Source organism: Mucilaginibacter gynuensis, assembly GCF_039541195.1.
Lineage (GTDB): Bacteria > Bacteroidota > Bacteroidia > Sphingobacteriales > Sphingobacteriaceae > Mucilaginibacter > Mucilaginibacter gynuensis.
The window spans coordinates 164863-179669 of sequence record NZ_BAABFT010000004.1 but is presented as its reverse complement, the minus strand read 5'-3'; the positions used below and the strand labels follow the sequence as shown (position 1 = coordinate 179669).

10 protein-coding genes are annotated in these 14807 nt (G+C 46.3%); 4 read left to right on the top strand and 6 right to left on the bottom strand.

Features of this window, described 5'->3' with window-relative positions; all coding sequences use genetic code 11:
• Positions 1-10: 10 nt before the first annotated feature.
• From ABD894_RS09865 to ABD894_RS09850, 4 genes are all read right to left on the bottom strand, one after another.
• Positions 11-889, bottom strand: a complete 879-nt coding sequence (locus ABD894_RS09865; RefSeq protein ID WP_345210853.1) for a carbohydrate kinase family protein — start codon at positions 887-889, stop codon at positions 11-13.
• Positions 890-906: 17 nt separating this feature from the next.
• Positions 907-2232, bottom strand: coding sequence for a sugar porter family MFS transporter (locus tag ABD894_RS09860; RefSeq protein ID WP_345210852.1), 1326 nt, complete (start codon positions 2230-2232; stop codon positions 907-909).
• Between the two features lie 415 nt (positions 2233-2647).
• Positions 2648-2869 (bottom strand): hypothetical protein, encoded by a 222-nt coding sequence (locus tag ABD894_RS09855; RefSeq protein WP_345210851.1) that lies wholly within the window; start codon positions 2867-2869, stop codon positions 2648-2650.
• Between the two features lie 136 nt (positions 2870-3005).
• Positions 3006-5783, bottom strand: coding sequence for a substrate-binding domain-containing protein (locus ABD894_RS09850; RefSeq protein ID WP_345210850.1), 2778 nt, complete (start codon positions 5781-5783; stop codon positions 3006-3008).
• A gap of 416 nt (positions 5784-6199) precedes the next feature.
• Between ABD894_RS09850 and ABD894_RS09845 the strand changes: the two genes are divergently transcribed.
• The gene (locus tag ABD894_RS09845) at positions 6200-7675 is read left to right on the top strand and encodes an FAD-binding protein (protein WP_345210849.1); all 1476 of its coding nucleotides are present in this window, start codon (positions 6200-6202) and stop codon (positions 7673-7675) included.
• A 1-nt stretch (position 7676) separates the two neighbouring features.
• On the opposite strand, the gene ABD894_RS09840 is transcribed toward ABD894_RS09845, so the two are convergent.
• Positions 7677-9140: a metallophosphoesterase gene (locus tag ABD894_RS09840; protein ID WP_345210848.1), complete on the bottom strand. Its 1464-nt coding sequence runs from the start codon at positions 9138-9140 to the stop codon at positions 7677-7679.
• Positions 9141-9304: 164 nt separating this feature from the next.
• Between ABD894_RS09840 and ABD894_RS09835 the strand changes: the two genes are divergently transcribed.
• Both ABD894_RS09835 and ABD894_RS09830 read left to right on the top strand, forming a co-directional pair.
• The gene (locus ABD894_RS09835) at positions 9305-10120 is read left to right on the top strand and encodes a CPBP family glutamic-type intramembrane protease (RefSeq protein WP_345210847.1); all 816 of its coding nucleotides are present in this window, start codon (positions 9305-9307) and stop codon (positions 10118-10120) included.
• Positions 10121-10141: 21 nt separating this feature from the next.
• Positions 10142-10549, top strand: a complete 408-nt coding sequence (locus ABD894_RS09830) for a DUF4345 domain-containing protein (protein WP_345210846.1) — start codon at positions 10142-10144, stop codon at positions 10547-10549.
• A gap of 1 nt (position 10550) precedes the next feature.
• Here ABD894_RS09830 and ABD894_RS09825 read toward each other — a convergent pair whose 3' ends face one another.
• Positions 10551-11981: an NAD-dependent epimerase/dehydratase family protein gene (locus ABD894_RS09825; RefSeq protein ID WP_345210845.1), complete on the bottom strand. Its 1431-nt coding sequence runs from the start codon at positions 11979-11981 to the stop codon at positions 10551-10553.
• A 460-nt stretch (positions 11982-12441) separates the two neighbouring features.
• Between ABD894_RS09825 and ABD894_RS09820 the strand changes: the two genes are divergently transcribed.
• On the top strand, positions 12442-14799 hold the full coding sequence (locus ABD894_RS09820) for a glycoside hydrolase family 3 N-terminal domain-containing protein (protein ID WP_345210844.1): 2358 nt from the start codon (positions 12442-12444) through the stop codon (positions 14797-14799).
• Positions 14800-14807: the final 8 nt, after the last annotated feature.

The window sequence follows — 14807 nt, the reverse complement described above, 5'->3', positions numbered from 1 at the left end:
TTTTGGTAATTTATTGGTTTAAAAAAAGCTGGTAATCATTAAGGTTATAATCCGGACAACCTCCCTTTTTTGTAGCTATAAAGCAGCCCATTGCCATAGCTTTACGAAGTGTTGTACCGGGGTTTTCGCCTTTGCTGTGGTTAGCAATAAAGGCAGCTAAAAAGGAGTCGCCGCTGCCAATGGTATCGGCAACGCTTATCTGGAAAGAGCTTACATGCCATGCACCACCGGCATTATAATACGATGCGCCATGCGCGCCCTTGGTAACCAGTACTTCGGCAATGGCAAATTCGCTCATTATGAAAGCTACTTTTGCAGACTCATCGGCATCCTCATTAAAATAGAAACCGTAAACAATGCCCAATTCGTCCTGGTTAAACTTTACTATATCGGCAGCAGTTAGCAGTTTCTCCAGTATATCGCGGGTATAGTGCGGCGCACGCAGGTTTACATCAAACACATTGGTGTTGCCAATGCTCAGCAGTTCAAACAAGCTATCGCGCGATACTTCGTTCCTTGATGCCAGGCTGCCATAAATAAGGTAAGGTGCTGCCTTAACTTCTTTTTTAATAGCGGCATTGGTTTCAATAAAATCCCAGGCAACGTTTTGCAGTATATCGTAGGTTACCTCGGTTCCGTTCATTTTTGCAACGGCCTTGCTGGTGTCTTTTAAATCGTCGGTTTGAATAAAGTCGGCATTCAGCCCCCATTGGGTTGCCAGCTCAATCAGCGAGGTTCCGTTATCGTCGGCACCAACCCTGCTGATAATACCTGCCGCGATGCCCATTTTACTCAGGTGATAGGCTACATTCAGTGGCGCGCCGCCGGGCTGCGGGCCATCGGGCAGCATATCCCACAACATTTCGCCATAACAAAAAACAGTGTTCATCTTTTTTATATTGATAATTAGTGCATAACCAGGTTACTTTCAATCTGCTCCAGCGAGCGGCCTTTGGTTTCGGGCATAAACTTCCATACGAAGATGAGCTGGCAAACCATCATAAAACCGAAGAAGGAAAAGGTGATGGCCCCGCCAAGCGATTCGGCCAGGTACGGAAAACAAAAGGCGATAATTGCCGCCATTACCCAGTGGGTTGAGCTGCCAAGTGTTTGTCCTTTGGCACGCACCTGGTTCGGGAAAATTTCGGAGATGAACACCCAGATCACCGCGCCCTGTGAAAAAGCGAAGAAAGCGATGAAGATCATCATGTAAACCGGGATAGCGAATCCGCTGAAATTACCCGTTTGAAAAGTGAACGCCACCATAAACAGCGAAGCGATCAGCCCCATCGAACCAACGAACATCAGCTTGCGCCTACCCACTTTATCAATAATATTGATGCCCAGCAGCGTGAATATAAAGTTGATAATACCAATACCCACGGTTGACAGCAAAGAGGAATGCGCCCCCAAACCCGCCATTTCAAATATGCGTGGGGCGTAATAAATTATGGCGTTAATGCCCGATACCTGGTTGAAAAACGCGAAGAGCACCGCCAGTATAATAGGCGTTTTATACTGGCCCGAGAAAAGACCGGTACTTGATTTTTCTTCCCGCAAATTAGCGCTGGTAATGGCGGCCAGTTCCTGCTCGCAGTTAAGCGGGTTGATGATCTTTAAAATGGCCAGCGCGGTAACGGTATCTTTCTTTTTAAGTATAAGCCAGCGCGGACTTTCGGGTATAAAATAAATAAGCACCAAAAACAGCAACGAAGGGAAGGCCTGTACACCCAGCATCCAGCGCCATGAGGCTTCGCCACCCTGACTGATAAGGTAGTTAGACAGGTAGGACACCAGTATGCCCAGCACCACATTAAACTGGAATAAACCAACCAAGCGCCCGCGCCTGTCGGCCGGTGAAACCTCTGATATGTAGATTGGCGCGGTAACCGATGAAATGCCTACACCTAAGCCACCCAGCAGCCTGAAGAGTAAAAAGAACGTCCAGTTTTCGGCCAGCGCGGTACCTATTGATGACAACAGGTAAGCAGCGGCAACAAAATACAAGGTGTTTTTACGACCGAACATATCCGACGGCTTAGCGCCCAACAGCGAACCTATAACGGTACCGAATAACGCGATAGAAATGGTAAGCCCGTGCTCGACTACAGAAAGTTGCCAATATTGCTGAATTGCTTTTTCGGCACCGGATATAACAGCGGTATCGAAACCGAACAGAAAGCCACCAAGGGCAACGACCATTGACCAGGCCAGTACGGAATGTTTCTTCATAAATAATAAAAATGGAGTTGGTTTACTGATCGCAAATTAGGCAGATGGGCTACCGTGCAACATTGAATCTATACCAAAAACCTTTAGATTTATGACAGTTTACAATTTCCTGATTATTAATACTATACAATTTAAATATTTCATACAGCAACGCAGATATTCGTTTCTGTTACATCATTTCTCTGTTTATGTTACATCAGCCAAGGGTGTGTATTTTACACTCTGTATTTATTGATTTGCCATTTTACCGCCCGTTTATGAGGGTATGTTACTACACAGGGGGATTTGTATTGACATTAAAAGGGAAGTGCTATTTTGTTTTTAGATGCTATGCAATAATCCAAGTCAGTCTGCCCCTGGGCGCAATGGCCTTGTTCTTTTTCTTCGACAAAAGGTATACGGTCGTGCTTCTTCGTCAGCAAACAGCTTCGGGCGAAAGCGGGTAGAACTGTGGTGGGGTGGTGCGCAAAGGCGGGCATAGGAACTTGTTGCATGTGGGTAAGGATTGCGCAGCGGGGCAAAAGTTCCAGCCCAAGTTCTGCCCGCTTTGCAGGGCATAGGCCTCGTGCGGCAAAGAAGCCTTTTGCTGGACTTGCGTTTTTGCTACTTTTGGGGCATAGCCAAAAGTAGTAGCCACTGCGGCAATGAGCAGACTAACGTTGATTACAGCACAAGCTTAGCCTACGTAGAGATTGCTTCGTGCCTCGCAATGACGCGATTTATATACGAAGCACAAAATGCGACAAGATTGCTTCGTTCGCAATGACAAAAGATTAAGAAACAGCCTTCCTTTTATACTCTGTAGGCGTACAATCATACTTAGCTTTAAACACCGTGGCGAAATAATTAGGGTTTGAAAAACCAACCATATAGGTAATTTCGGCGATGGTAAGGTTTTCGTTATTGAGCAGGTAGGTTGCCTTTTTCAGACGACGGTTAAGTATATAATCGGTAATGCTGCAACCCAGCAGGGCTTTTACCTTGCGATACAGCTGTATGCGCGATACACCTATCAGTTTACAAATATCATCAACGCTGAATTTATCGTTAGATAGGTTTTGCTCCACAATACCGGCAAAATCATTAATGAATTTCTTGTCGATACTTTTTGATACCGATACCTTTTCCAGCGGACTGATATCGCTTGTAAAGTGATCTTTCAGTATACGGCGGTTTTTTATGAGGTTGCGTACGTTGGCCAGCAAAAAATCGAAGTTGAAAGGCTTGGTGATATACAGATCGGCCATGGCATTAATACCCGAGATCTGCTGATCAACACTGCCCTGCGCGGTAAGCAAAATGATAGGAATATGCGAGGTACGGATATCTGACTTTAAACCTTTAGAAAGTTCCTTGCCCGATGCGCCGGGCAGTACCACGTCGGATATGATGAGATCGGGCACATGTTCGTAGGCTTGCGATATAGCATCGGCACCATTACCGGCACAATAAACCTCAAAATATTCACTAAATTTTTCTTCGAGGTAATGCAGCAGGTCGGTGTTATCTTCAATAATTAAAATGGAAAACTCCTTTGGGGCGCTTAAAGGATCTCTCTCCTTCAGCATCGGAATCTTTTTCAGGTCGGAATTAAACACTTTCGACCGCTCATCAAGATCGGCCCAATTACCCGACTGGCTGCTCTTTTCTTCGGGCAACAGGTGTGTTTCGCCCAGTGGTAAGGTTACAGTAAATCGGCTGCCTTTCCACTTTTCGCTTTCTACCTGTATGTTACCATGATGCAGGTTGACTATCTCGCGCGAAAGCGATAAACCAATGCCCGAACCATTTAAAGGCATGTGCGCCGCCTGGTAAAACTGGTCGAAAACCTGCCTAAGTTCTTCAGCATCCATACCCACGCCGGTATCCTGCACCTGTATAACTACGTTACTGTCTTCACGGGTAACGGTTACCTTGATTTTGCCGCGTTCGTTATTAAACTTTATGGCGTTGGCAATCAGGTTAAAAAACACCTTATCCAGCATATTAACATCAAACCAGCAGCGAATATCGTTCTCGGTGGTTGAAAAGCTAAGGTGGATATTCTGCTTTTGCGCATGCATCCTAAAATTTTCGACCACGTCGCGCACAAAGGCGACAATGTTATTTTCGGATGCCTTGATGATCTGTTTATCGTACTCAATTTTGCGGTAATCAATCAGTTGGTTCACCAGTCTTAACAGGCGGTAACTGTTCTGATGGATCATCCGGATGTTTTTGCCTGCCAGTGATACCAGTTTCTCATTGGCCATCATATCCTGCAATGGCGAAAGTATGAGCGTTAACGGCGTACGAAACTCGTGTGATACATTGGTAAAGAAGTTCAGCTTGGCTTCGGTAGCAGCCTCCGCCTTTACCGACATTTCTATCAGCTGGTTACGCTGCGACAAGATCTCGTCGTTTTTGGCGGCCAGGCTTTTGTTGATCTTGCGGTTTTCCATTAACGAAAAGAACGCCAGTCCGCCGAATATGATGGTAAGCACCAGTGTGATCACCGTAATGTTCAGTATCACCTGCTGGCTGTTGTAAATACCTTGCTGTTCCTCAATGAGTTCCTGCTGCCTTTCAATATCTTTTTGCTGACTGTTTACGCGCGCCCATTGCATTTTCATCAACTGCACATTGGCCGAATCAATAATTAACGATTGCAGAATATTCTCGCGCGAAAAAGGCTCCTTATTCAAGATGCGGAAAGCGGTAACAATGGCTTCCTTACCACCTGTAGGGTATAACACGCTGGCATCAATCACCTTATCGCTCACTTTTTGCAAACCGCCGCCGGGACCGGGCAGGGCGTCAACCCCAACAATTTTTAAACCGGGCGATAATTTAAGACTATTAAACACTTCGCGCACTCCTGATGCCATTACATCGTTATGCGCAAATACGGCGGTAATACCAGGCAGTTCGGTCTTTATTTTATGCAGCTGGCGTTGCGTATTGGGTTTAAGCCAGTCGCCATATACTTTTGCCGCTATGCGGATGTTGCTGAATTTCTTTATGCCATCGTAAAAGCCCCTGTCGCGCTCAATAGCCGGCGATGAACCGGGTAAGCCCATTACTTCCAGCACCGATGCATCGCCTTTTAAGGTACTTCCGAGATACTCCCCTGCCATTTTACCAAGTTGGTAATTATCGGCACCCACATAAGCGGTGTAAAGGGTTGAAGATGTTTTACGGTCGATTACGATTACGGGGATACCCTTATTATAGGCCTCCTCTACCACAGCGGTAAGCGGTTGCGCCTCGTTTGGCGAAATAACCAACAGATCTATCCCCTTCCGCAGCATTACCCGCACCTGCGATATTTGCCGGGCGCTGCTGTTTTGGGCATCGCTGTATAAGAACTTTACACCGGGGTGTAAAGAGAGCTCCATCTTCATCTCATCCAGCATGGTTTTGCGCCACAAATCGGTACCCACGCATTGCGAAAAACCAATGGTATAGGTCGATTTAACCTTTTCCCGGTGGCAGGCCGTAACAGTTACCGCTACCAGCAGCCAAAGCAATACTCTTTTTACAAAACCCATGTACGATGGATAGCTGAACATAATTGATACAAGTTAAAGCCGGACAGGTTTAATTAACGATACTATAATTGGTATGCCGCAAACTTAATCTCTAAAGTTATATAAAAGAAATTAGTATAGCCAATTAAGATGTGTTTATGCAGGGAAATCGCTTTTGAAACATTGCGCAACGGAATTGTGCGATTCCCCTCTTGAGAGGGGTGGAGGGGTGTGTCTTTTGAAGAGAAATGTTCAAATACACACCCCTGCCAACACTCAATCTCTCCCGCCCCCTCTCAAGAGGGGATAAAACTTTCAAAAGCGATTTCTCTGTGTGTTATGCAAAAACATACAGGTAAAATATCAAATCCCGTAAAAACACCCTTCGTTATAAATATTTGTATTAATTTAACTTATGCGTAACTTAAACACCTAAATTATAACCAATTACCTGCCGCATGATCAAAGCTCAACGATTAAAAAAAGTTTGGAAAAACTGCGTCGACCTTCAGGTAGGGCATCCTTTGGGCTACTTTCAGCCAAGTACGCCGCAGGAGGTGATCACCATTATTCGCGAAGCCGAAAGAAAGGGGTACAAGGTAAAGGCGGTAGGCTCGGGGCACTCATTTTCTGACATTGCGCTCACACGCGATTTTTTGATCAACACGCATAAATTAAACAAAATATTAAGTACCGATCTGCTTAGCCCATTGCCGGCTATGGATACCGCGCACCTATTTGTATGCGAATGCGGCGTATTGATAAAGCAGTTGAATGCCGCGCTTGATGCCCGCAAACTGGCGCTGCCCAACATGGGTGCCTACACCGGGCAAACCATTGCCGGGGCCATTTCAACGGCTACACATGGCTCGGGTATTACGCTGGGTTCGCTGGCGAGTTTGGTGGAGGCGGTGGTGATGATAGGCGAAAACGGTGAGGTTTTTCATATAGAACGCGGGCAGGGCATTTCGGCAGCGCCCATACAATTGGGGAATGTCCCCGTTACGCTTATTCAGGATGATGAGGCGTTCCTGTCGTCGGTAGTGAGTATGGGCTGTTTGGGGGTTACTTATGCTTTGGTGTTGAAAGTGACCGATGCTTATTTATTAAAGGAAGAGCGAACTTTTAGCAGTTGGGAAAAGGTAAAAAAACAGCTGCGTCGTGAAGGGTTATTGGGCGCTAACCGCCACCTCGAAGTTTTGCTGAATCCTTACCAAACCCATACCAAAGGCGACCATGATTGCCTCATCACGCAACGTAATATTTGCGAGCCCGAAACCTCCACCTCCTGGTTCAGGCTGCATAGGGCATGGTTTTATACGCTGGTAGGCTGGCTGATGCCCAATTTTTTGCTGAACGCCATATTGCGTTTTCTGTTCAATACCTTCCCAAAATCAACCCCTTACCTTATACAGGCTTCGCTGAAAACCCTGCGCGATGGTTGTTATATTGATAAAAGCTTTAAGGTGCTCGATCTGGGTAAGGCCAATAATATAGCTGCTTACTCGCTGGAGATCGCTTTTCCGTCGGCAAGCTACCAGCAGGCGGTTGAGGCGCTTTTTGTGATTTTTGGACAGATAGCTGCCGATGGTGAACAGTATATCACCTCGCCTTTTTCGCTCCGCTTTGTAAAAACAAGTGCGCATTACCTGGCCATGCAATACGGGGCTAAAGATGATTTTGTATGTATGATAGAGTTCCCGGTACTGAAAGGCACAGTTGGCGGCGAAGAAATATTATCGCGCATTGAGCACGATATGTACCGCTATGGCGGCATCCCCCATTGGGGCCAATATAACCATGTGGGCATTGGCGACCATACGCTGGACAAACTCTATCCGCAATTTTATAAATGGATGGCCAACTATCGCCGTTTTTGCAAAAAGGGCACTTTTGAAAACAACTTTACCGAACGTTGCCGCATTATCGCTTAACCTAAATACGTTCAATCAACACCTGCTCATCAATCCGCAGGGCATCATCATTCCAGCGAATGAGTTGCGAGCGGTTGAGGCTGCCTGTGGCATTGAGCGTGATATGCAGTAGGGTATACGTTTTATCGAGCCGTACACTGGCGGCGTTGTTTTCAAAAACGGGCATCCAGGTACCGGTGTTATAGTATTTTTGAGCAACGCCCGGCATTGATTTTTGCTGCGGATTATGCGTATGCCCAAACGTTACCAGTTTGAGGTGCTTATTACGTTCAAATAATTTCGCGGCAAATTCGCTCAATCCGCCCGATGAACTTAGCTGTAACATGGCGAACAACCGGCTCATAAAGTACGACAGTATCAATAACGACAAGCTCTTCACCACGTTAAAGATCATCTTACCGATTCCCGAAAACTCGGGTAGTTTTATAGATGAACCTATCGAACTCCACAACACCAAACCAGCCAGTACAATGGGCAAGGCGATGAACAGTAAAAACTGAAAAAGATATTTCAGCGCGTATTTATACTGCCGTTTGGGTATCACCATTAAAGTAAACGGCAAATAGTGAAACAGCATTTTTACCGCCAGCGGAAAGCGTTCCTGTATCAGCACCGGCAGTATATTTTCGCTCGGCCTTACATTATCAATGTAGGGGTACGATAGTTCGATGCGATTAATAAGGTAACGGTTAAAGAATGAGCCGAAGGGCAGGTTCAGTTCATCGCAGTTTTCCAGTTGGGCGGGGCCGTCAACACTGGTAAATTTTTCATACCGATGACCGTGTTCTACATAAATTTCGTTGTTGATGATAAAGCTGTCGTCAACATAACTTAGGTTAGGCCTCACGTATTTATCCATCGCTTCGGCGGCGCTGATGGTTGCCCGTGCCGCTATGTTTTGCGCCATTAAATGATCCATATAATTACGCACGGCAGGCCAGTACCATTCTAAATCGTGGTTGCCCTTTACAATCACCAGTTTGTTGCCTCCGGCCAGCCATTCGGCCAGGCTGGCAAACACTACAGCATGCCCCCCGGCGCATAGCAGCAGTTTCCATACCGATTTATAATCGTCTGTTTTAAGGCCGTACTTTCGTTCTTTATCATTTACGGCTTTAGTAAGTTCCGGCTTGGTTTTGCTGATACCGATAGCGGCAAGGGCTTGCTGCCACTGCGTAAAATCGGCATCGCTTACAGGTACCCGGCCAATCCGCAAATAATCTATCATGTCGCCGTTGATGATCAGCATGCCCGATCCCTCCTTTCGCTTCTGCATTAACCGGTGAATGAACCGCTGAAAAGAAGCATCGGCAAAAAAGTTTTCCGCGCCGTTATAGTTACCATCTTTATCCTTGCCCTCGGCCAAATGAAGGTCGCTGATCACAAAAATATCGTCGCCCGCGAAATGGTAATTTACCACAGGACGGCCATAACTAAGGGTATCTGTTTCGGGTTGATGGGTCATTGTAAAACGTTTAGGAATACGGTACGCTAATGCAGGCTTATTTACATAAACTTAAAATAAATTTGTGATTAGTCAAATAAATTTATAATTTAAGTGACTAATAAACAGATAATTGCCTCTTCCATCCGGCAAACATCTTCCATTAAACCTGAAACATTACGATTATGAGCTTTATCGACCTACTCCGTTTGGTGCCACGCACCCTTGGAAGCTATTTCAGGAATAACCACTTCGTCATCATGTTCTCGGCTTTTTTGCTGCTGATGATCTACGGTTATCATGGTAATTTTGATCTGCTGCGTTTTATTATTCCCAAGTGGACCATTCCCGGCGAAAATGTTTGCTGCCGCGCCCCTATCATCCCCGGCCTGGCCTGGGATCGCGAACTGATCTCTTTTATCGGCGGGGCCATATTGCTGGTGGTGGTGCCTATTGTGCTGATCCGTTTGCTGTTTAAAGAACCATTAAGTAAATACGGACTGGGCTTACCCGAAAAAGGTAAACGGTGGACGGGCGTATTCATCTTCCTGTTTTTGGTAGCGGTGCTCGGCCCCGGTTTTTACATGATCAGCGGCGATAGTTCTATGCAGGGTGTTTATCCTTTTTATAAGCCCTTTACCTCGGTTAGTGAATTTGTATGGTACGAGCTGGCCTACTTCCCCTTCTTTATCACTATCGAATTTATTTTCAGGGGATACATCCTTTTTGGCCTGGCCGATATGCACGATACCTATGTGCGCGAAAACCCGCAGCGCAACAATTATTTCATCGGCTTCGGCCTTATTATACAAATGCTGGCCTATACCATGTGGCACATGGGCAAGCCCCTGCCCGAACTTTGGGGCACACCCGTATGGGGACTCGTCACCGGAATTTTCACCTACCACCTGCGTTCGATATGGCCGGTTACGCTGGCACACTGGGGGCTCAATATATTTTTAGATGCCATGATACTGCACCGCTTACATATCCTTTTTTAAAGCCATTAAAAAATCAAGCTCATGAAAAAACTGATCTTCCTGAAAATAGTACTCGTACTTACAGGCATTTATATTGTTTTAAGCGGACTTAACATTGCAGCCGGTGGCATGCTCACGCTGGGCTGGGGTGGCTCAAAGGATTTTTTCACCGTGACCAATCAAAAGGCTTACCTGATTCAGGATAGCCATGTGCGTTTTGTGGGCGGGGTTTGGCTGGCGCTGGGGTTGTTCTTTATATGGTCGGTTACTAATGTGTATCGCTATTTGCCGCAGCTGCTTTTTGCCTGTATCCTTGTTTTTGTGGGCGGGCTATGCCGCCTTTTTCAGCCGGATGGCGCAACGTTCCACATGCCCGTGCTCGGCTCTTTCCTTGCTGAACTGGTAGGTATGCCGGTACTGTTTATATGGCTGCAAAAATCGGTACGCTGATCTATGCCTTATCGCCCTCTTTATCAAGCCGCATTTTGTAACTGGCACGCATTAAAAAGTTGAGCAATAGTATAAACACACCACCCGGCAAAGCTAAAACTACGGTACGTACCCAAACATTGGTAATACCCAGCGGCCAGCCGGGGGCAAAATCCCAGTGGTAATTGCCTAAAATGCCCAGCACGTTGATCAGTTCAATACTCCCTGCGCTTAAGGCGCCCACTACAAATTGCAGCCAGGCGCTTTGCTTACGCAGCGCCTTGGCCAAACTGGCGAAAAGCAGCCCGAATGCCCCTATAATAATTACAAAAATAAGCCAGCCGGGGGTAAAAGTGTAAAACTTGCCTATGTATGATATCAACTCAACAATACAACCCAAAGCGAACGCGGTAAGGAAATATTTTAACCACAGGATACCATTGTTTTCGAGCGCCATTTCGCGCAGTACCTTTTTTTCGGCAAAATAGGGTATCAAGGTTTTGCGCAGACCGCTTACCATATCGTGGCGTGCAACCCAGCCAAAATCGCGCTGTGCCTTTGACGGATCGGCGAGCCAGTATTTACGGGTTACTTCAAGGGCTTTATCTTTGGTCATCTTGGGCCTGTCGCGGTTAAAAAAGTAAACCAGTTCGCTTATGGGTGCCATTCCCCGTATTAAAAAGTCGGGCACGCCAATAGCCAGTCCTGCTTTTTTATCCATAGCCTCGCCTATTTTTTGCACTATACTTTTTGAGGTGAGCAATTCGGCATTGTTCAGGAAATAGGTTTCGCCGATACTTTTGTCGCTAAGCGCGGCGGCAACAATACCCTCCACCAAATCGCCAACATAAATACCGTTGGATAGCTTTTCGGTAAGGCCCAACTTGGGCTGCAAGCGATATTCTACCAGGGGGAAGATCTGGCTTAAGTCCTGCTCGCGCTCGCCGTATACAATAGCGGGGCGCACTATGGTTACCGGCAACCGGTTGTAATAACTATGCGCAACAGCCTCGCTCTGTTTTTTTGAGCGGCCATACATGGATATGGGGTTGAGCGTAGCTGTTTCAGTATAGGGTTCGGCAGATGGATTAGGCCCGGCAGATGCCAAACTGGATACGAATACCAGGCGAGCAAGGCTATCTTTGGCGTAACGTTCGGCGGCGTCAAATACATTGCGGGTACCTTCTATGTTGGTTTCGTTAAAATCTTTTTCGGTAGTAACCAGTAAGCGGGCAGCGAGGTGAAATATATATATAGCGCCTTCAATGGGTGCTTTTAGCGTAGTAATATCGCGAGTATCGCCAATGTGGAGCGTAACGTTTTGTCCGCGTAATGAAGATATATCGCTGGTATACCTCACCAGGCAATGCACATCAAAACCTTTTTCAATTAACAAAGGCACCAAATGCGAGCCCACGAAGCCGTTGGCCCCGGTAACAATTACTTTGTCCATAAAAATGAAGATTAGGTTAGGCAAACAAAATACACGGCGATGAATAGCTGCTATGCCGGATATTTAATTCGGGTTTATTTATTGTTACGCTAATATACATTTTTAATTAACAATAGGCTAATTTTCAGTTATTTATATAGATTGAAAAGTCTCGAATAGACAAAGTGTTTAATCTGCTCATGAGATGCTGAAATAAATTCAGCATGACCTTTGTGTTCTTTTAAACACAGTAACTCCGGCAAGTCCTATCCTTTTCTTAATTGGAATAACTTAATCCCCCCCAAATAACATCAATGTAAAATTCTCTTTACCTCTCTTACTCACAAACCCGCTTTCAGCCTAAATACCGCTTTTATTTATTTGTGCGCTTTTATTTTTTTAGGAATTGCTGAAAAAACATCTTATTATTGCTTCATATTGAAGCAATAATAATTTTTAACCAATTTTAACTGCAACATAAATGATGAAAGCATCCCGGTTCTTACCATTGGTAATATTTTTACCATTGCTGTCGTGCTCCGACAAAAACCAAGCACCTCAATTAGGCGAAGCCCCCGTTAAGGAAGTGGTTGCCGCCATGACACCCGAAGAAAAAGTTAAACTGATTATAGGCATGGGCATGAATTACGACGGTATCCCCGACGGTATTCTGCCTCCGGCCGATCCTGAAGATGCCAAAGTACCCGAAAAAGTACCCGGCGCGGCAGGGCGTACGCATGCTATTCCGCGTTTAGGTATCCCGTCCATTGTATTATCCGATGGACCTGCCGGTGTACGCATCAGCCCTAAACGCAAAGGAAACGACAGTACTTTTTACGCCACGGCATTCCCTACGGCTACCTTGCTGGCATCAAGCTGGGATACCACCCTGGTACGTAAAGTGGGCGAAGCATTCGGCAGCGAGGTACGCGATTATGGTATCGATATCCTGCTGGCTCCGGGCATGAACATTCACCGCAACCCGCTGGGTGGCCGTAACTTTGAGTATTACTCCGAAGATCCGGTGATAGCCGGTAACATGGCGGCTTACTTTGTAAACGGCATACAGTCAAACAACGTAGGTACATCCATTAAACACTTCGCGGCCAATAACCAGGAGTTTAACCGGATGCAGCTGAACACCCATGTAAGTGAGCGTGCCCTCCGCGAAATTTATTTGAAGGGTTTTGAAATAGCGGTAACCAAATCGCACCCATGGACGGTGATGTCGTCATACAACCTGATCAACGGCACTTATGCCTCCGAAAGCCGCGACCTGCTGACCACTGTTTTACGTGATGAGTGGGGCTTTAAAGGCTTTGTAATGACCGATTGGTTTGGTGGCAAAAACGTAGTAGCGCAAATAAATGCCGGTAACGACATGATTATGCCCGGCACTACCGCGCAAACCGAAGACCTGATGGCAGCTGTTAAAAACGGCAAAGTTAGCCCTGCGCAACTGGATGAAAACGTGGAGCGCATTTTGAACATCATTTTAAAATCGCCATCGTTTAATAAATACGCTTACTCTGATAAACCCGACCTGAAAAAAGACGCGGGCGTTAGCCGCATGGCTGCCGCCGAAGGTATGGTATTGCTAAAAAACAATGCCGATGCCTTACCGCTTACAACAGGTAAAAAAGTGGCCCTGTTTGGTAACACCTCATACAACCTGATAGCGGGTGGTACCGGCAGCGGCGATGTAAACAAACAATACGTAATATCATTACACCAGGGCCTGGCCAATGCAGGTTACGCGCCCGAAGCAAGTTTACAGGCAGCTTATCAAAAATATATTGCCGATGAAAAAGCGAAACAGCCTAAAGCGGCTATCGCTTTCTTCGCGCCTAAGCCTATTGCCGAAATGCCGGTAACTGGTGCACTATTGCAAAACGAAGCAGCCAATACCGATATAGCCATCGTAACCATTGGCCGTAACGCAGGCGAGGGCGGCGACAGGCAGGAAGCCGATGATTTTGATTTAACCTTTGCTGAAAGGCAAAACCTTAAACAAATTGCCGCGGCCTACCATGCCAAAAGTAAAAAAGTGGTTGTGGTGCTTAACATAGGCGGCGTAACCGAAATTGCCAGCTGGCGCGATAATGCTGATGCCATACTTTTGGCATGGCAGCCAGGCCTTGAAGGCGGCAACGCTATTGCCGATATCCTAAGCGGCAAGGTGAACCCATCGGGCAAACTGGCTACTACCTTCCCGGTTAAATACAGTGATGTGCCTTCGGCCAAGACATTCCCGGGTAAGCTGTTAAACCCTGATGATAAAACACCGGCCAACCCGCTGATGGGTAAACCTGCCGAGGTTACTTATGATGAAGGCATTTATGTAGGTTACCGTTACTACAATACCTTTAATATTAAACCGGCTTATGAGTTTGGTTACGGCTTATCATACACCACCTTCGCGTACAGCAATTTGGTTTTGAGCGACAGCAAATTCAACGGAAAATCGTTGGAAGCAAAAGTAACCGTTACCAACAGCGGTAAGGTAGCCGGTAAAGAGGTAGCGCAGTTATATATCAGCGCGCCAGTCAAAGACTTAAACAAACCGGCTATCGAGCTGAAAGGTTTCGCCAAAACTATCCTGTTAAGACCGGGCGAATCGGCTACGCTTACATTTACCATTAACGCTGCTGATCTGGCTTCGTATGACCCGAATCAGGCTGCCTGGGTGGCCGACGCGGGCGCTTATACGGTAAAGATAGGCGCGTCGTCGCTTAATATAAAACAAACAGCAGGCTTTGAATTGGCACAGGCTATTAAGGCCGCTAAACTGAAACATGTGTTGACTCCCTTAACCCTAATTAAGGAACTTAAAAAGTAAAACTATTG